Annotated in this window: 16 protein-coding genes; 8 read left to right on the forward strand and 8 right to left on the reverse strand. The window is 58.7% G+C overall.

Annotated features, from left to right (window positions below):
• Nucleotides 1–182 precede the first annotated feature (182 nt).
• Nucleotides 183–1,304, forward strand: a complete 1,122-nt coding sequence (locus CAF65_RS16560; protein ID WP_085717237.1) for a beta-ketoacyl-ACP synthase III — start codon at nt 183–185, stop codon at nt 1,302–1,304.
• Between the two features lie 176 nt (nt 1,305–1,480).
• On the opposite strand, the gene CAF65_RS16565 is transcribed toward CAF65_RS16560, so the two are convergent.
• Nucleotides 1,481–2,812, reverse strand: a complete 1,332-nt coding sequence (locus CAF65_RS16565; protein WP_085717238.1) for a putative porin — start codon at nt 2,810–2,812, stop codon at nt 1,481–1,483.
• A 280-nt stretch (nt 2,813–3,092) separates the two neighbouring features.
• On the opposite strand from CAF65_RS16565, the gene CAF65_RS16570 reads away from it, so the two are divergent.
• Nucleotides 3,093–4,217: a GNAT family N-acetyltransferase gene (locus CAF65_RS16570; protein WP_085717239.1), complete on the forward strand. Its 1,125-nt coding sequence runs from the start codon at nt 3,093–3,095 to the stop codon at nt 4,215–4,217.
• 132 nt (nt 4,218–4,349) lie between these two features.
• On the opposite strand, the gene CAF65_RS16575 is transcribed toward CAF65_RS16570, so the two are convergent.
• From CAF65_RS16575 to CAF65_RS16590, 4 genes are all read right to left on the reverse strand, one after another.
• A complete protein-coding gene (locus CAF65_RS16575; RefSeq protein ID WP_085717240.1) occupies nt 4,350–6,182 on the reverse strand; it encodes an ABC transporter ATP-binding protein in 1,833 nt (610 codons plus the stop codon).
• Between the two features lie 94 nt (nt 6,183–6,276).
• Nucleotides 6,277–6,840 carry a peptidylprolyl isomerase gene (locus tag CAF65_RS16580; RefSeq protein ID WP_085717241.1) on the reverse strand — a complete coding sequence of 188 codons (564 nt, stop codon included), beginning with the start codon at nt 6,838–6,840 and terminating at the stop codon, nt 6,277–6,279.
• Nucleotides 6,841–6,843: 3 nt separating this feature from the next.
• Nucleotides 6,844–7,647 (reverse strand): alpha/beta fold hydrolase, encoded by an 804-nt coding sequence (locus CAF65_RS16585; RefSeq protein WP_085717242.1) that lies wholly within the window; start codon nt 7,645–7,647, stop codon nt 6,844–6,846.
• Between the two features lie 14 nt (nt 7,648–7,661).
• On the reverse strand, nt 7,662–8,585 hold the full coding sequence (locus CAF65_RS16590) for a LysR family transcriptional regulator (protein ID WP_085717243.1): 924 nt from the start codon (nt 8,583–8,585) through the stop codon (nt 7,662–7,664).
• 49 nt (nt 8,586–8,634) lie between these two features.
• Here CAF65_RS16590 and CAF65_RS16595 point away from each other — a divergent pair, with 49 nt between their 5' ends.
• The 3 genes from CAF65_RS16595 (at nt 8,635) to CAF65_RS16605 (ending at nt 10,930) form a co-directional block, all read left to right on the forward strand.
• The gene (locus CAF65_RS16595; RefSeq protein ID WP_085717244.1) at nt 8,635–8,949 is read left to right on the forward strand and encodes a 3-phosphoglycerate kinase; all 315 of its coding nucleotides are present in this window, start codon (nt 8,635–8,637) and stop codon (nt 8,947–8,949) included.
• A 169-nt stretch (nt 8,950–9,118) separates the two neighbouring features.
• Entirely contained in the window at nt 9,119–9,718 is a 600-nt protein-coding gene (locus CAF65_RS16600) for an FMN-dependent NADH-azoreductase (RefSeq protein WP_085717245.1), read from the forward strand.
• 345 nt (nt 9,719–10,063) lie between these two features.
• On the forward strand, nt 10,064–10,930 hold the full coding sequence (locus tag CAF65_RS16605) for a carboxylate/amino acid/amine transporter (protein WP_085717246.1): 867 nt from the start codon (nt 10,064–10,066) through the stop codon (nt 10,928–10,930).
• 50 nt (nt 10,931–10,980) lie between these two features.
• Here the strand turns inward: CAF65_RS16605 and CAF65_RS16610 are convergent, their stop codons facing one another.
• Nucleotides 10,981–11,868, reverse strand: a complete 888-nt coding sequence (locus tag CAF65_RS16610) for a LysR family transcriptional regulator (protein WP_085717247.1) — start codon at nt 11,866–11,868, stop codon at nt 10,981–10,983.
• 159 nt (nt 11,869–12,027) lie between these two features.
• Here CAF65_RS16610 and CAF65_RS16615 point away from each other — a divergent pair, with 159 nt between their 5' ends.
• Complete coding sequence (locus tag CAF65_RS16615; protein ID WP_008018228.1) at nt 12,028–12,672, forward strand: hydrolase; 645 nt, start codon at nt 12,028–12,030, stop codon at nt 12,670–12,672.
• A gap of 125 nt (nt 12,673–12,797) precedes the next feature.
• On the opposite strand, the gene CAF65_RS16620 is transcribed toward CAF65_RS16615, so the two are convergent.
• Together CAF65_RS16620 and CAF65_RS16625 are read right to left on the reverse strand one after the other, a co-directional pair.
• Complete coding sequence (locus CAF65_RS16620) at nt 12,798–13,823, reverse strand: acyltransferase (protein WP_085717248.1); 1,026 nt, start codon at nt 13,821–13,823, stop codon at nt 12,798–12,800.
• Nucleotides 13,824–13,921: 98 nt separating this feature from the next.
• Entirely contained in the window at nt 13,922–15,217 is a 1,296-nt protein-coding gene (locus CAF65_RS16625; protein WP_085717249.1) for a mechanosensitive ion channel family protein, read from the reverse strand.
• Between the two features lie 191 nt (nt 15,218–15,408).
• On the opposite strand from CAF65_RS16625, the gene CAF65_RS16630 reads away from it, so the two are divergent.
• Both CAF65_RS16630 and CAF65_RS16635 read left to right on the forward strand, forming a co-directional pair.
• On the forward strand, nt 15,409–16,749 hold the full coding sequence (locus CAF65_RS16630; RefSeq protein WP_085717250.1) for a DEAD/DEAH box helicase: 1,341 nt from the start codon (nt 15,409–15,411) through the stop codon (nt 16,747–16,749).
• Between the two features lie 318 nt (nt 16,750–17,067).
• On the forward strand, nt 17,068–18,774 hold the full coding sequence (locus tag CAF65_RS16635; RefSeq protein WP_085717251.1) for a ShlB/FhaC/HecB family hemolysin secretion/activation protein: 1,707 nt from the start codon (nt 17,068–17,070) through the stop codon (nt 18,772–18,774).
• The last annotated feature ends 8 nt before the right edge of the window (nt 18,775–18,782 follow it).

Genomic DNA, 18,782 nt, shown 5'->3' on the forward strand with positions numbered 1-18,782 from the left:
CCCAAGGTTTATGGCAAACTTCGCGCCTATAAACACCGGCCCCGCGGTTTTGAGCCTTCCAGTTCGCGGGCAGGTCGGAATAAAGCGATGCCAGGTTTGCGTCCCCCGGATGGGAATAGACCCTTTGTGTGTTGGTACGACGGTGCCAATACTTTCTGCCTGAACAGATTAGAGACACGACCATGCATAAAGTCGTCATCAGTGGCACCGGCCTGTACACCCCGGCCAACAGCATTTCCAACGAAGAGCTGGTCCAGTCTTTCAATACCTACGTCGCGCAATTCAACGCCGATAACGCCGATGCCATCGCCCGCGGTGAAGTGCAAGCGTTGACCGAATCCAGCGCCGCATTCATCGAAAAAGCCTCCGGCATCAAGAGCCGCTTTGTCATGGACAAGGACGGCATCCTCGACCCGCAACGCATGGCTCCACGCCTGCCGGAACGTTCCAACGAAGAGTGGTCAGTGCTTTGCCAGATGGCCATCGGCGCGGCCGAACAAGCCTTGCAGCGCGCCGGCAAGACCGCAGCGGACATCGACGGCGTGATCGTCGCCTGCTCCAACCTGCAACGCGCCTATCCGGCCATTGCCATCGAAGTCCAGGAAGCACTGGGCATTCAGGGTTTCGGTTTCGACATGAACGTGGCGTGCTCTTCGGCGACCTTCGGTATCCAGACCGCTGCCAACAGCATCCAGTTGGGCCAGGCCCGGGCGATCCTGATGGTCAACCCGGAAGTCTGCACCGGCCACCTGAACTTCCGTGACCGCGACAGCCACTTCATCTTCGGCGATGCCGCCACCGCGGTGATCATCGAACGTGCCGACCTGGCGACGTCCAGATACCAGTTCGACATTGTCAGCACCAAGCTGCTGACCAAGTTCTCCAATAACATCCGCAACAACTTCGGCTTCCTCAACCGCGCGGCGGAAGAGGGCATCGGCGCCAAGGACAAACTGTTCGTGCAGGAAGGCCGCAAGGTGTTCAAGGAAGTCTGCCCGATGGTGGCCGAGCTGATCAGTGAGCATCTGCAGGAGAATCAGCTCAACATCGGTGACGTGAAGCGCTTCTGGCTGCACCAGGCCAACCTCAGCATGAACCACCTGATCGTCAAGAAACTGCTGGGCCGCGACGCCACCGAACAGGAAGCCCCGGTGATTCTCGACACCTACGCCAACACCAGTTCCGCCGGTTCCGTGATTGCGTTCCACAAGAACCAGGACGATCTGCCCGCCGGCTCTCTGGCCGTGCTCAGCTCGTTCGGCGCCGGTTATTCGATTGGTAGCGTGTTGCTGCGCAAGCGCTGAAATTGTTCGCGGTAAAAAAGTCGCAGCCAATGGCTGCGATTTTTTTTGCAGAAGTACAACCAGAAAACAGAACCAGCCTGGCGTTGTTATATCGGAGGATGATGGGGACCGAGATAACAACGACAGGCTGCAAAGGCGTCCCGGGCTTCCTTGCCCGAGTCGTGTAGCGGGGTGAATCAGAACTTCGCTTCGGCATCCAGTTGCAGGGTGTTGATGTCCGAATCTTTCTTTTTGATGTTGGCGTTGGTCTGGTCCGAGGTCGCCATGAAGTAGGTCGCGCCCAGGGCGAAGTTCTTGTCCAGGTCGTAGCTCACTTTCAGCTTGCTGCCACGCGAACCGGTGAAACCGTTGGCGAAGTCGGAGTCGGTGAAGGCACCCACTACAGCGTTACGCTGCACGTCGCGGTAGTTGTAGTCCAGGTTGAAGCCGTAGACCTTGGACTTCACACCGGCCAGCCAGCCAGTGTCCTGGTCGTTGCTGGCATCGGTGTTGTTGACGTACTGACCGTACAGCGACAGCGGTACTGGCAGGTTGGTGAAGTCCAGCTGACCAAAGCCTTCGTACAGTTTGAAGGTTTCGCCCGGGCTGTTGCCGTTGACGGCCAGGGCGCACGGCGTGGTAACAGTGCCGGAAGTAGGGCAGGCACTGCTGCTGTCGTTGTCGTAGGAGTAGATACTGCCACCCAACGTCATTTTCATGCTGTCGGTGATGGCGAAACGCGCGCCCAACTGGCCAGCGTACAGACGCAGGTCATGCTTGAACTGCACGCCTTCACCGTCGACGTTGTCCTTGAGGGTGTAGTGACCGGCGCTACCGAACAGCTCGGTGCTGCCGCTCAGCGGGTATTTGTAGGTGACGGCCAGACCTTCAGGGTTGATGTCGCTATCCCAGATGATGTCGCCCATGCTCACCCATTGTTGTGGCATTTTGCCGCCAACCAGGTGCAGGTTCTTGATCGCGTCAGGGTGGTAGTCGATGTAACCCAGGTCCAGCCAGATCTGCTTCTTGTCGAAGTAGTTGTTCAGGTCCTGGTTGGTCGAGCGAGCGTCGTCGTTGCTGCCGGTAGCGATACGGATACCGGTGTCGACTTGCGGGTTGATCTCGCTGTAGGCACCCAGGCGGGCACGAATGCGCTGACGGTCCTGGTCCTTGTTGTTTGGCACGCCATCGTTGTGCACGGTTTCTTCACGGAAACGTACGTCACCCTTGAACTGGGTCTTGGCGGCCCACGCCAGCTTCTGGTCGAAGGTGCTCAGTGCGTCGGTTTTCTTCGCGGTGGCCGCGATTTGCTCGTTAGTCTCTTGCTGAGCCTGACGGGCGATCTGCTGCTCTTTCTGATCCCTGGCCAGCTCGGCTTGCAGTTCGCTGTACTGCGCGTTGGTGATCGAGCCATTAGCCTTGAGCATGTCGAGCAGTTTGGCGTCGACTGCGGCACTGGCCGGAACACTCATGGCCAGCAGCAGGCCACTGCACAAGGCCGCCGCAGTTTTCGTGGAAGCAAGACGCATATCAATCTCCGAAGATGAGAGGGGATGACAGAGCCATCCGGGACACAACCGACCGTAAGGGGCGGAAAACAGTGGCCGGGTATAACCCGGCGCTCTAAAAACAGGCGCCAGTATCGCGATGGTTTATGACAGAGCGGTGGCAATGTGATGTCGTGTCGGTGACGATACAAAGTCGTCGTGAACTATTGAGTTAGAGCGCTGTCGTCGTTTTGCCCGTGTGCATTGCAGAGCGATAGGCGATACTCGCGGGGCTTTCACGCCATGAAGAGTGAGGACGGTGATGCCGTTGCAACGCCTGCAAAGACTGTCAGAAATCGCCCCGCAGACCTGGGACGCCCTGGTTCCGGAGAGTCAGCCTTTTCTGCGTCATGCTTTTTTGAGCGCACTGGAGGACAGCGGTAGCGTCGGACCTCATTCCGGTTGGCAGCCCGAGCATTTGCTGCACGTTGAAGGTGAGCGCCTGGTCGCCGCGCTGCCCAGTTATCGCAAGTGGCATTCCTACGGCGAATACGTGTTCGATCACGCCTGGGCCGATGCCTGTGCACGTGCCGGCATCGATTACTATCCCAAACTGTTGACCGCGGTGCCGTTCAGTCCTGTCACCGGGCCGCGGCTGTTGGCGGCTACGGTAGAGGACGGTTTCGAATTATTGAAAAGCCTGCCGGGCTACCTTGAGATAGAACAACTCTCCAGCGCCCACATCAACTTCACCGATCCGTTCACCGATGCGGCGCTGAGCGAGCAGCCCGGCTGGTTGCAGCGCGTTGGCTGTCAATACCACTGGCAGAATCGCGGCTACCGGGATTTCCAGGACTTCCTCGACGTGCTGAGTTCGCGCAAGCGCAAACAGATGCGCAAGGAGCGCGAGCAAGTGGCCGGGCAGGGTTTCCAGTTCGAATGGCTGGAGGGGCGGGAGCTGAGTCAGGCGCAATGGGATTTCGTCTTTGCCTGCTATGCCAATACGTACGCGGTGCGCCGGCAAGCGCCGTATCTGACGCGCGCGTTTTTCAGCCTGTTGGCCGAACGCATGCCGGAGTCGATTCGCGTGGTGCTGGCCAAACAGGGTTCACGGCCAGTGGCGATGGCGTTCAGCCTGGTGGGGGGCGACAGCTTTTATGGCCGTTACTGGGGATGCCTGGCAGAGTTCGATCGCCTGCATTTCGAGACCTGTTTCTACCAGGGTATGGACTATGCCATCGCCAACGGTTTCCAGCGTTTCGATGCCGGAGCCCAGGGCGAGCACAAACTGATTCGTGGATTCGAACCAGTCATTACGCATTCCTGGCACTACCTGCGGCATCCGGGGTTGAAAGCGGCGGTGAAAGATTTTCTGGAGCAGGAGCGACTGGGGGTGATGGCTTATGCAGAGGATGCGAAGTCAGCCTTGCCTTATCGACAAGGCTGATCTTCAGCGTGTCAGCTGTCTTCCTTGCCCAGCCAGCGATACGGCACGGTTTTCTGTGATCGATCGGCTTCACTGCGCCCCCTGTAGGAGCGAGCATGCTCGCTCCTACAGGTAATGTGGTCATCCTGCGGGTCAATCGATCCCGACAAATCCACCGGTCTGGTGTTGCCACAACCGCGCATACAAACCGCCATGGGCCAGCAGCTCGGCGTGGGTTCCGGTTTCGGCGATCTGGCCGTTTTCCAGCACCACCAGCCGGTCCATCCGGGCGATGGTCGAGAGGCGGTGAGCGATGGCGATCACGGTCTTGCCCTGCATCAGGGTTTCGAGGCTTTCCTGGATCGCCGCTTCGACTTCCGAATCCAGTGCCGACGTGGCCTCGTCCATGATCAGGATCGGCGCGTCCTTGAGCAACACGCGGGCAATGGCGATGCGCTGGCGCTGGCCGCCGGAGAGTTTCACTCCGCGCTCGCCGACGTGGGCGTCGAAACCGGTGCGGCCTTCGGCGTCCGACAGTGAAGGAATGAAACCATCAGCCCGGGCCTTGTGCACCGCTTCCCAGAGTTGCGCGTCGGTGGCGTCGGGTTTGCCATACAGCAGGTTGTCACGGATCGAGCGGTGCAGCAGCGACGTGTCCTGGGTGATCATGCCAATGCGTTCGCGCAGGCTTTCCTGGCTGACGTCGGCGATGTTCTGGCCGTCGATCAGGATGCGTCCGCCCTCGACGTCGTACAGGCGCAGCAGCAGATTCACCAGGGTCGATTTGCCGGCACCGGACGGGCCGATCAGGCCGATTTTTTCACCGGCCTTGATGGTCAGGCTGAGGTCGCCGATGATCCCGCTCTGCTTGCCGTAGTGGAAGTCCACCTGTTCGAAGCGCACTTCGCCACGGGCCACCGCCAAAGGCTTGGCCTGGTCGCGGTCGGTGACGGTGACCGGTTGCGAGATGGTCTGCAGACCGTCCTGCACCATGCCGATGTTCTCGAAGATGCCGGTCACTACCCACATGATCCAGCCGGACATGTTGACGATACGGATCACCAGGCCGGTGGCCAGGGCAATCGCCCCCACGCTGATCAGCGACTGCGTCCACAACCACAGGGCCAGAGCAGTGGTGCAGACGATCAGCAAGCCGTTCATGCTGGTGATGACCACGTCCATGCTGGTGACCACGCGGCCAGCCAGTTGCGCCTTTTCGGTTTGCTCCTTGATCGCTTCGCGGGCGTATTGTTGTTCGAAGTGGGTGTGGGCGAACAGCTTCAGGGTGGTGATGTTGGTGTAGCCGTCGACGATCCGCCCCATGAGTTTGGAGCGCGCATCAGACGCCACCACCGAGCGATCCTTGACCCGTGGCACGAAGTGATAGAGCGCGCCGATGAAGGCGAAGATCCATGTCAGCAGCGGGATCATCAGGCGCCAGTCGGCTTCGGCGAACAGCACCAGCGAACTGATGGCGTAGATCAGCACATGCCACAGCGCATCCACGGCTTGCACGGCGGAATCGCGCAGTGAGTTGCCGGTTTGCATGATGCGTTGGGCGATGCGCCCGGCGAAGTCGTTCTGGAAGAAATTCAGGCTCTGCTTGAGCACGTAGCTGTGGTTCTGCCAGCGGATCATGCTGGTCATGCTGGGACTCAGGGTCTGGTGCACCAGCAGGTCATGCAAGCCCACGAATATAGGACGCAGCACCAGTGCAACCACCACCATCCAGGTCAGTTCGAGAGCGTGCTCCCGGAACAGATCGGCGTTCGGCGTACCTTGGGCCAGGTCGATGATGCGGCTCAGGTAGCTGAACAACGCCACCTCGATCAATGCGCCAATCAGGCCGACGATCAACAGGGCGGCGAAGCTCGGCCAGACCTGCTTGAGGTAATAAGTGTAGAAAGGGAAGACCCGGTCCGGCGGAGACGCCGTCGGTGCTTCACGGAAAACATCGATCAGTTTTTCAAAACGGCGATAAAGCATCGGTAGTTCGCCCGCGAGCGGGCTCTCCTTTTAACGGTTTGAGCGTTGCCGGCAAACACCGGCAACGGCTCGGACATCCTTGTCCAGCTTAGTCTCAGTCGATGCGCTTGGCGGACTTGATGAGCACTGGATCGGCGGGCACGTCCTTCATGCCGCCACGAACGGTGGTTGGCGAATTGACGATGATGTCGACGACATCCATGCCCTTGACCACTTTGGCGAACACGGCATAACCGGCATCACGGCCCGGGTCGAGGAAGTCGTTGTCCTTGACGTTGATGAAGAACTGGCTGGTGGCCGAATCCGGATCGGAAGTGCGCGCCATCGACAGCGTGCCACGCACGTTATGCAGGCCGTTGCTGGCTTCGTTCTTGATAGGATCCTTGGTCGGTTTCTGCTGCATCGAGGAGGTGAAACCACCGCCCTGGGCCATGAACCCCGGGATCACCCGGTGGAAAATGGTGTTGTTGTAGAAGCCGCTGTCGACGTACTGAAGGAAATTTTTGGTACTGATCGGAGCCTTGACCGGGTCCAGTTCGATTTCGATCTGGCCGTTGGTGGTGTCCAGCAGCACATGCGGGGCCTTTTCCGGCGTCGCGGCCATCAGGTTGGCGGCAAACAGGACGGAGCCTGCGGCGAGGGCGATTTTTTTCAGCATGGGTCAGTGATCCTGAGTGGTGGTGTCGACTGCGGTCAGAAACTCCAGCAGCGTCTGGTTGAAGTGTTCCGGCTGGTCCAGCGGCGTGGCGTGGCGTGAATCGGCGATCACCACGAGCCGCGCGTCGGGCAGCAGTTTTACGTAGTTCTCCTTCAGTGCCACCGGTGTGTAGTCACGGTCGGCACTGACGATGAGGGTTGGACAGGTGACCTTCGAAAGTCGTTCCTGAACCCCCCAACCCACAATGGCATTGAAGCTGGCGAGATAAGCATGTTTGTCGTTTTTTGCCCAGCGCTCGGCCATCTTTTGTCGCAAGTCGGCCTGCTCGGGCTTCGGGAACAACTTGTCGCCCAGTGCCTTGCCGATGGTGCCAAGGCCAAGGATGCGCATCAGGCTCCAGCGCTTGAACCACTGCCAGTAGTCATCTCGGCTGCGCAGTCTGACCTCGGGCGCGCTGTTGACAATGCACAGGCTCTTGAGCAGTTGCGGCTGATCCACAGCCAGCTGGAAGCCGATCATGCCACCCATCGACAGGCCGACATAGTGTGTTGGCCCAAGATCAAGGTGCTCGATCAGTGCAATCAGATCTGCGCTGAACCCGGCAATGCTGTAGCGCTCCCGGGGTTTGTCCGAACGGCCGTGACCGCGCACATCCGGGACGATCAGCCGGTAGTGGGGGGCCAGTGCCGGGATCTGTTTTTCCCAGTCCAGCGTGCTGGAGCCCAGGCCGTGGACCAGCAGCAGCGGTGTGCCGTGACCATATTCCTCATAGTGCAGGTTGCAACCTTCGTGTTCGAAATAGGCCATGCATACACTCCGTGTCAGGCTTGTTCGGGGGCGGCGAACGGTGCGTCCAGTGGTGCGGTGTCAAACGTACGCAGCAGTTCGATGAGAATCTGCGTGGCCGGCCCGAGCGGTTTGTCCTTGTTCGAATACAGGTAAAAGCTCGGGTTACGACTGCCGCCCTGGTCCAACGGTAGCAGCTTGAGTGTACCTTCCTTGAGTTCTCGTTCGATCATGTGCCGGGGCAGCCAGGCAAACCCCAGGCCGCTGCTGACGAACGTTGCGGCGGTGGCCAGGCTGCCGACAGTCCAGCGCTGTTCGGCACCGAGCCAGCCGACGTCCCGTGGTTGCTGGCGGCCCGAGTCGCGGATCACCACTTGCATCTGGCTTTCCAGGTCCTGGAAGCTCAGTTCGCGGTTGAGGCGGTGCAGGGGATGCTCCGGGTGGGCGACCGCAATGAACTCGACGTCACTCAATTCCGCGCCCAGGTACCCGGGAATACTGAACCCGGTGATGGCCAGGTCGGCCACGCCTTCGAGCAGGACTTCCTCCACACCCGACAGCACTTCCTCACGCAGACGCACCCGGCAGCCACGGCTTTGCGGCATGAACGCGGTCAAGGCGCGGACGAGGCGGGCACTCGGGTAAGCGGCATCGACCACCAGGCGCACTTCGGCTTCCCAGCCTTGCTCCATGTGATGGGCCAGGTCTTCGAGTTGACTGGCCTGTTTCACCAGTTGCCGGGAGCGGCGCAACAGCACGCCGCCGGCTTCGGTCAGCACGGCTTTGCGTCCGTCGATGCGCAGCAAGGGTACGCCGAGCTGATCCTGCATGCGTGCCACGGTATAGCTGACTGACGATTGCGAGCGATGCAGCGCTTCGGCGGCCTGGGCGAAACCACCGTGATCGACCACGGCTTGCAGCGTTCGCCATTGATCAAGGGTCACGCGGGGCGCTTTCATGTTGAGCTCCTCTTGTCCTAAGCTGGCAGCCCTTATTGGAGGCTGCTGAATGAAAAAAATCTGTTGTGTGCTGCTGGCGCTGCTGCCGCTGACGGCGATGGCTTACCCGATCGATGTGAAAAAAGACCTCAACGGCATGAAGATCGATTACCAGACCTACGACACGGATAACGACATCGGCTCCATCCAGGTGGCCAACTACGGCGACGTCGATGCCAGCTGCAAGGCCGTTTTCATCAATGGCCCGGAAGCACCGCGGACCCGCAAAATCGACGTACCGGCCGGCAAGCACAAAAATGCCACCGCCAAATTCACCCGCAACATCATCAAGCTGCGCATCGAGCTGACCTGCACCCCGAAATGACACCCGGCTCTTCTGTGGGAGCGAGCAGGCTCGCTCCCACAGGGCATGTTGAGCTTATAAACGAATTTATTGATGGGTTATAGCAGTTATTTGCGCTTTTTCATCGATATGACTCTGTTTAACCTTCACTCCATCGACTTACAGCATTCTCAGATGGAGGCTACATCCCATGTCCCGCGTTCTGATCATTGAAAGCAGTGCCCGTCAGCAAGACTCGGTTTCTCGCCAGTTGACTCAAACATTCATCAGCCAGTGGAAAGCCGCTCACCCGAATGACCAGATCACCGTCCGGGACCTGGCCGTCAAGCCGGTGCCGCACCTGGACATCAATCTGCTGGGTGGCTGGATGAAACCCGCCGAGCAGCGCAGCGACATCGAACAGGCGTCCCTGGAGCGTTCCAACCAGTTGACCGATGAATTGCTCGCCGCCGATGTGCTGGTCATGGCCGCACCTATGTACAACTTTGCGATCCCCAGCACCCTGAAAGCCTGGCTCGACCATGTACTGCGTGCCGGTGTGACCTTCAAGTACACCGAAACCGGTCCACAAGGCCTGCTCAGCGGCAAGCGCGCCTTTGTGTTGACGGCTCGCGGCGGCATCTACGCCGGCAGCCCCGCCGATCACCAGGAACCGTACCTGCGTCAGGTCATGGGCTTCATTGGCATCCACGACGTGACGTTCATCCACGCCGAAGGCATGAACCTGGGCGGTGACTTCCAGGAGAAAGGCCTGAACCAGGCGAACGCCAGGCTTTCGCAAGTGGCCTGACCCGTTAATCGCCAGATAATCGCTGGGTGGTCTAGTGACCTGGCGCAACCCTTCAAGCCTGTACGCGCATCGAATCTCCCTTCGCACTTGTTGCTCCTGAGTGCTCTGGCCCGATTGAACGCTTTAGCGAGATCGGGCTTTTTTTTGCCTGCGATTTGGTCTGCCCCTGCAAACCCTGTGGGAGCGAGCCTGCTCGCGAAGGAGGAGTGTCAGTCGACAACGGTGTTGCCTGATCCAGCGCTTTCGCGAGCAGGCTCGCTCCCACCATGGATTGATGTGCTGCCTGACGAGTCGCGGTAAGCAGCAAAACCCGCTATCGTCGCCGCCATTCGAAATGAGGCGAGCATGGGCTATCTACTTATTGTCACGCTGATCCAGGCGTTTTCCTTCAGTTTGATTGGCGAATACCTGGCCGGTCATGTCGACAGTTACTTCGCTGTGCTGGTACGCGTGCTGCTGGCTGGGCTGGTGTTCCTGCCACTGACCCGCTGGCGCTCGGTGGAACCGGCGTTCATGCGTGGCATGCTGTTGATCGGCGCATTGCAGTTCGGCGTGACCTACGTCTGCCTGTACTTGAGCTTTCGTGTACTGACGGTACCGGAGGTGCTGCTGTTCACCATCCTCACGCCGCTGCACGTGACCCTGATTGAAGATGCACTGAGTCGTCGCTTCAATCCCTGGGCCCTGGTCGCGGCACTGGTGGCGGTGGCGGGGGCGGCCGTGATTCGCTTTGACCGGATCAACCCGGACTTCTTCATGGGTTTCCTGTTGTTGCAACTGGCGAACTTCACCTACGCAGCGGGGCAGGTGCTCTACAAACACCTGGTCACGCGCCATCCGAGCGATCTGCCGCATTACCGACGTTTCGGCTTCTTCTACCTCGGCGCACTGGCGGTGGCGTTGCCGGCGTTTCTCTTGTTCGGCAAACAGAACTTCCTGCCCGAAGCACCGTTGCAATGGGGCGTGCTGCTGTTCCTCGGCCTGGTCTCGACCGCTTTGGGGCTCTATTGGTGGAACAAAGGGGCGTGCCTGGTCAACGGCGGTACCCTGGCGGTGATGAACAACCTGCATGTGCCGGTGGGGTTGCTGATCAACCTGCTGATCTGGAACCAGCATGAAGAACTGGGGCGGTTGTTGTTTGGTGGCTCGGTGATTTTGCTGGCGGTGTGGATCAGTCGGTTGGGAATACAAAAACCTTTGACCGTTCACTAAACCCTGCGGGAGCAAGCCCGCTTCCACAAGGAGTTGTGTGATCCCCTAAATCACTTCGGCGCCAATTGATCCACCAGAAACCCGATAAACGCCCGGGTTTTCTGCGGCACCCGCCGTGCCGACGAATACACCGCGTTGATGGTGATCGCCGGGGCCTGCCATTCGCACAGCACCGGCACCAGCCGCCCGGCTGCCAGCGCATCCTCGACGATGAAGTCGGGCAGCAGGGCGATGCCCATGCCGGCTTCGGCGGCCTGGGCGAGCAAGTCGCCGTTGTTGGCGTGCAACGGGCCGGTGACATTGACCCGCTGGGTTTCCTTGCCATTGCACAGTTGCAGGCTGACACCGCTCTGCAGATACCCGTAGTTCAGGCATTGATGGGCGCGCAGATCCTGCGGAGTCTGCGGGACGCCCGCGCGCTCGAGATAAGCAGGGGATGCCACCATGATGCGCGGTGCGGGCGCCAGTTGCCGGGCGATCATCGTCGAGTCCGGCATGCTGGCGATGCGGATGGTTACGTCAAACCCACCCCTTACCGGGTCGACTTGCTGGTCGCTGAGCACCAGTTGCAGCTCGATGTTCGGGTGCTGTTCATGAAACAACGGAATCAACGGCCCCAGCCGCCGAAGCCCGAACGACATCGGCGCATTGACCCGCAATACACCGCGTAACTCGCCGCTGCCGTCACGGGCGCGTTGCTCGGCCTCGTCCAGTGCCGCCAACATCTCCCGTGCTGCTTCGAAATACTCGGCCCCGGCTTCCGTCAGGTGCAGGCTGCGGGTGGTGCGTTGCAGTAATTGCACGCCGATGGCTTCTTCCAGTGCCTGAATCTGTTTACTGACTTTCGAGCGCGGCACGTCCATGGTCCTGGCGGCTGCGGCGAAGCCGTTCTCGCCGACTGTGACGACGAAGGCACGCATGCATTCGATGCGATCCATATTGTCCCTATTTTGGAATCAATGATTCTCGATTTTAGGTAATTGTCCCTTTTGTGGCCAGCCCCTAAAGTGACATCCAAGCCGACAGCAAAGCCTCTTGCGGCAACGTCGACCAACCCTGAATTCATTCGAAAGTATCGACATCAAAAGGAACGCGCCATGTCTATTCGTGAACTGCTCAACCCAACCAACTCCGCCCTGATCCTGATCGACCACCAGCCGCAAATGGCATTCGGCGTTCAGTCCATCGACCGTCAGACCCTGAAGAACAACACCGTCGGCCTTGCCAAGGCGGCGAAGATCTTCAACGTACCGACCATCTACACCTCGGTCGAAACCGAAAGTTTCAGCGGTTACATCTGGCCCGAATTGTTGGCTGTGCACCCGGATCAAAAGCCGATCGAACGCACTTCGATGAACTCATGGGAAGACAAGGCACTGGTTGACGCGGTCAAAGCCACGGGACGCAAAAAACTGATCATCGCGGCACTGTGGACTGAGGTCTGCCTGACTTTTCCGGCATTGGAAGCCCTGGCTGAAGGCTACGAGGTCTACATCGTCACCGACGCTTCCGGTGGCACCAGCAAAGAGGCCCACGACATGTCGGTGCAACGGATGATTCAGGCCGGCGCGGTACCGGTGACCTGGCAGCAGGTGCTGCTCGAATACCAGCGTGACTGGGCGCACAAGGATACTTACGAGGCTGTGATGGAACTGGTGCTGGAACACAGCGGCGCGTATGGCATGGGCGTGGATTACGCCTACACCATGGTGCACAAGGCACCGCAGCGGCAGGTCAAATAAGCCGCCCATTTTCAATCGGAAGCAGTCCCTGTGGGAGCGAGCAGACTCGCTCCCACTTTCGTTTTGTGTTGCCAGGCTGACCGCGTCGTAGTGCGCATCCGCCAACTGCTTCGGGCGTGGTGCCTTTAATTTGGAGCACCGGTAGGCACTACGCTTGGGCGTTTATCGTATGCCTTGACCCATCTGGATATTGGTTTTTCTATGAGGTTGTAGCTCAAGCCAGATATCACGGTAACAAGGCCGATAATGATCGCCAGCGTAGTAACAGGGCCGAGGTTCAACATCTGCTGGATTTTGATCATGTAAGAAATGACCAGTACATGACACAGATAAGTTGAGTAGGACCAATCACCCAATTTATTGACTATTTCAACCCTGGAGAAAAAACGTTCTTGAGATATCGCTGCAACCAAAATTGCGGCGCAGGGTAATCCGGACTTCCAGGGCGAGTGAGTGGCCGGGCCATAATGAATAATCATGCCGAGGGATACCGCCGCCATAATCAAAGCGGGAATCAACGGAATGCGTTGTACCAGCTTTTTTTGATATGCGTAGGCAATGACTATCCCGAATGCAAATTCGAATACGATTGGGTTGTGGTAAAAGGCAAGGCTGCCGTCAAGGTGCGGGAGCGCCTTGTACAACAGGAAAATACCAAGAATGATCGTCGGTACCCTGAATTTTTCGGGGGAAAGCAGGCTGGCCAGAAAAACGACGTAAAAGGCCATTTCGTAATTCAGTGTCCAGCCTACCGTCATTAAAGGATACAGGCCGATCCCGGATGGGTTTTGTGCAGGAATAAACATCAGGCTTTTCAGCAGGAACGTGGGTTCAAATACCGTCAGTGGTACCAGTCCCGGTAAAACCATCAATGTAACTGCTGTAATGACACTGAATATCCAATACGCAGGTGCAACTCTTGCCAGTCGATGGCGGATAAATGCTCCGGGGGAAATATTTTTACCGGTAGCGGAAAGGTAAATGACAAAACCGCTGATGACAAAAAACAAGTCCACGCCTATGGCCCCGTACCACTGCATCGCAACAGACACCGGGTCGGTAAGTTGAAAGTTATGAACTAATTGCATGTAATGGTGGAAGACCACCATCCATGCCGCGAGCGCGCGTAGCGTTTGAATTGAATTGAGCATTGTCCGACGCATCTGCCAAAAGAGTCGAGTATAACGGCACGGCCCTGGAGTCGCTTACGTTTGTTGATGAAGCGCTCCCGGGTAATGGCTGCAGCAGCTCATAAGGTTTTTTTCATATCCGTAATATGGCTTGCCCCCAGCACCGCCGGCAATATCCCCGCACGCAAATCCGTGCCGCTCGGCTGCTGATAAAGGCTCAGCCCGAACTCCGGCAGCACCGCCAGCAGGTAGTCGAAAATATCCCCTTGTATCCGCTCGTAATCGGCCCACGCCGTGGTGCGGGTAAAGCAGTAGATTTCCAGCGGAATACCCTGGGCCGTGGTCTGCATCTGGCGGACCATGCAGGTCATGTTCGGCTGGATCTCCGGGTGACTTTTCAGGTAGGCCAGCGCATAGGCACGGAAAGTGCCGATATTGGTCATCCGCCGGCGGTTGGCCGACATGGCCGCGACGTTGCCCTGGGCTTCGTTCCAGGCCTTGAGCTCGGCCTGTTTGCGGGTGATGTAGTCGGTGAGCAAGTGCACCTGGGACAGCTTCAGCTCTTCTTCGTCACGCAGGAAACGCACGCCGCTGGCGTCGATGAACAGGCTGCGTTTGATTCGGCGGCCACCGGAAGCCTGCATGCCGCGCCAGTTCTTGAACGACTCGGACATCAGGCGCCAGGTCGGGATCGAGACAATGGTCTTGTCAAAATTCTGCACCTTGACCGTGTGCAAGGTGATGTCCACCACATCGCCGTCGGCGCCCACCTGGGGCATCTCGATCCAGTCGCCGACCCGCAGCATGTCATTGCTGGTCAACTGCACGCTGGCGACGAACGACAGCAGGGTGTCCTTGTAGACCAACAGAATCACCGCCGACATGGCGCCCAGACCCGACAACAGCAACAGCGGCGAGCGATCGATCAGCGTGGCGACGATGATGATTGCGCCAAACACGTACAGCACCATTTTCGCCAGTTGCACATAGCCTTTGATCGAGCGGGTGCGGGCGTGCTCGGTGCGGGCGTAGATGTCCAGCAAGGCATTGAGCAGGGCGCTGACTGCCAGCAGCAGAAACAGCAAGGTGAAGGACAGTGCGACGTTGCCGAGGAATTTCAGACTGGTTTTGCTCAGGTCCGGCACCAGATTGAGCCCGAACTGGATCACCAGCGAAGGCGTGATCTGCGCCAGGCGATGGAACACCTTGTTCTGCAGGAAATCATTGATCCAGTGCAAGGCCGGCTGGCGGCCGAGCATTTTGGTCGCGTGCAAAATGAGGTAACGCGCCACCCGTCCGAGGAACAGCGCCAGCGCCAAAAGCAACAGCAGCGACAGACTGGAGTGTACGAGCGGGTGCTGGTCGAGGGCGCCCCAAAGGTCTTGGATGTTGATCCAGAGCTGTTTGATATCCATGGTTGAAACGATTCTTCTGTAGAGCACGAGGGGCGATTAGAGCATTTAAGACGCTTTGTATTACGTTTGGGGCAAAATCAGGCAACAAAAAACCAACTGTTTACCGCCATTTGTATAAAGAAACTCGGCCTGAGCGCTCGAAACCGTTACCCTATGCAGCTGTTTTTTTGCATTTCTTCGAGGTAGCACCCGTGTTTTCCCAATTCGCCCTGCACGAACGCCTGCTCAAAGCCGTGGCCGAGCTGAAATTTGTCGAGCCAACGCCTGTGCAAGCCGCGGCCATTCCGCTGGCGCTCCAGGGGCGTGACCTGCGGGTGACGGCGCAAACCGGTAGCGGCAAAACCGCTGCATTCGTTTTGCCCATCCTCAACCGTCTGATCGGCCCGGCGAAGATCCGCGTCAGCATCAAGACCCTGATCCTGCTGCCGACCCGCGAACTGGCCCAGCAGACGCTGAAGGAAGTTGAGCGTTTCTCGCAGTTCACCTTCATCAAGTCCGGCCTGATCACCGGCGGCGAAGACTTCAAGGTCCAGGCCGCGATGCTGCGCAAGGTGCCGGACATCCTGATCGGTACGCCGGGCCGGATGATCGAGCAACTGAACGCCGGCAACCTCGACCTCAAGGAAGTCGAAGTCCTGGTGCTCGACGAAGCCGACCGCATGCTCGACATGGGCTTTGCCGAAGACGTGCAGCGTCTGGTGGACGAATGCCCGAATCGTCAGCAGACCATGCTGTTCTCCGCCACCACTGGCGGTTCCGGCTTGCGCGAGATGATTGCCAAGGTCCTGAACAACCCAGAGCACCTGCAGCTCAACGCGGTCAGCCAGCTGAACGACACCACCCGCCAGCAAATCATCACCGCTGACCACAACCAGCACAAAGAACAGATCGTCAACTGGTTGCTGGCCAACGAGACCTACCAGAAGGCTATCATTTTCACCAACACCCGGGTCATGGCCGACCGCATCTACGGTCACCTGGTGGCGCAGGAATACAAAGCGTTCGTGCTGCACGGCGAGAAAGACCAGAAGGATCGCAAACTGGCGATCGACCGCCTGAAGCAGGGCGGCGTGAAAATCCTCGTGGCCACCGACGTCGCCGCTCGCGGCCTGGACGTGGACGGTCTGGACCTGGTGATCAACTTCGATATGCCACGCAGCGGCGACGAATACGTGCACCGCATCGGTCGTACCGGCCGCGCCGGTAACGATGGCCTGGCCATCTCGCTGATCTGCCACGGCGACTGGAACCTGATGTCGAGCATCGAGCGCTACCTCAAGCAGAGCTTCGAGCGTCGTACCATCAAGGAAGTCAAAGGCACCTACGGCGGACCGAAAAAGGTCAAGGCCTCGGGCAAGGCCGTCGGCGCGAAGAAGAAAAAGACCGACGCCAAGGGCGACAAGAAGAAAACTGCCACCAAGACCCCGACCAGGCGCAAGAGCGCCAACCGGCCGAAGAGCGATTCGCTGGTCAGCAAGGACGGCATGGCCCCGCTCAAGCGCCGCAAGCCGGAAGCGCCGGCGGCTGAGTAAGTCGTTGTCGTGACCCAAAAAAACCGGACAGATGTCCGGTTTTTTTATGCACGGGATTTGTGAATTGATCAGCTCTCGGCTTTCTTGTCCGCCGTCTGCAACGCCTTCAACCGCTGATCAATCAACTGACACTGGTCCGGCCACCGCTTTTCTCCCCTGTATCAGGAAATATCCTGCACTTCTGTCGGAAGCGCCTGATTTAGCCGCTACCGTTCGTCACCTATCATTTTGGAGTGGATCCATTATTTGACGTCAGAATGATGGCTCTTTAGTATTGCGCCACTATTTTGCTATCACTTCCGATTCGAGGGATCGAACATGTACTCACCCGCCCTTGTGGCGAGGTTGTGCCTGGCTTTGCTGTGCCTTTCTCCACTGAATTCCGCTAATGCTGCCACCACCCCGGGTGACACTGATCTCATCCGCGAACGTCAGGATCGTTTGCTCGAAGAGCAACGTCGGCGCCTCGAAGAACTCAAGGAATTGCCCGGTAAGGAAGCCAGACCCGTTCAGCCCGCGGGGCCTTCGGACACCCGTTGTTTCCCCATCACAGACATCGAACTCAAGGGCGCCGACAGCCTTTCCGATAGCGAAAAAAAACGTCTGCTCAAGCCTTACATCGGCCAATGCCTGGGCATCACTCAGCTCAACGAACTGCTGAAAGTCATCACCGATCACTACATCGAAAAAGGTCTTGTCACCAGCCGTGCTTATTTGCCGCAGCAGGATTTGTCCGGCGGGCACCTGAAGGTGCTGGTGGTCGAGGGCAAACTCGAAGGGTTGAAAGGCGCGGAGGGCAGCAATCTGTCGGACCGAGAGCTGGGCATGGCATTCCCCGGGAAAACCGGTGAGCTGGTCAACCTGCGCGAAATCGAGCAACTGGTCGATCAACTCAACCGCTTGCCATCGAATCAGGCACAGATGGAGTTGGCGCCGGGCCAGAACGTTGGCGGCAGTGAAGTACTGGTCAAGAACACCCCGCAAAAACCCTGGCGCGCCGGGTTGTCGCGCAGCAACGACGGCCTGCGCAGCACCGGCGAGCAGCAGTGGGGCATGACGTTTGATTGGGACAGCCCGCTGGGGCTGGCCGATCAGTTGAATCTGCGGGGTGGTCACGATGCGGTGAGCGATCACCAGCACACCTCCAGCAACGCAATGCTCAATTACAGCCTGCCGTGGGGCTGGTGGAGCTTCAGTTATAGCTACAGCCAGAGTGACTATCGCTCGTTGGCCCAGGCCAACGGCTTCAACTTCAAACAGACCGGCGACAGCGAAAACCATCAGCTACACGCTGAGCGGGTGATCCATCGTGATGCCGTGAGCAAGACCTCGCTCAGCACCGGCCTGTCGTACCTGCGCACCAACAACTTCATCGAAGACAGCAAGCTCAAACTGAGCAGTAACCGCATCAGCGAAGCACAGTTTGGGATCAACCACGGTCGGCGAGTCGGCAGCGCATTCGTCAACCTCGACCTCGGGATGCAGGAGGGTATCGGTGCGTTCGATGCGCAGGGCGACGATCACCCAGGTCCTGGCGAGCCGAACGCGCGTTACCGCAAATACACCGCCACGGCGAGCTACTTGCAGCCGTTCAAGCTGTGGGACGAGTCGCTCAGCTTCAGCAGCCTGATGACCGGCCAGCGCAGTGAAGACGTGCTGTTCGGCCCGCAGCGCACCAGCCTTGGCGGGTTGTCGTCGATCCGTGGTTACAAGGACCAATCCCTGTCTGGTGACAGCGGCGGTTACTGGCGCAATGACCTGCGCTGGAGCCGGCAGGTCACCCTGGGTTGGCTGCGTCCTGTGTTCGCTGAATACGGCACCGGCCTCGGCTATGACCAGGGCGTGATTCGGAACGATCGCTACAACGGCGATCAACACGGGCGCATGTCCAGCAATTCGGTGGAGGTGTTTGCTCGCGGCCAGCACCTCGCCGCCAGCGTGACCTTTGCCCATTCCCTTGAACGTCCGGACGCCCTGACCGAGCGCGAAGCGCCGATCTATTTCCGGATGGATTTCTTTCTCTGATTTCGCCT

It is taken from the genome of Pseudomonas sp. B28(2017), from assembly GCF_002113025.1.
Taxonomy (GTDB): Bacteria; Pseudomonadota; Gammaproteobacteria; order Pseudomonadales; family Pseudomonadaceae; genus Aquipseudomonas.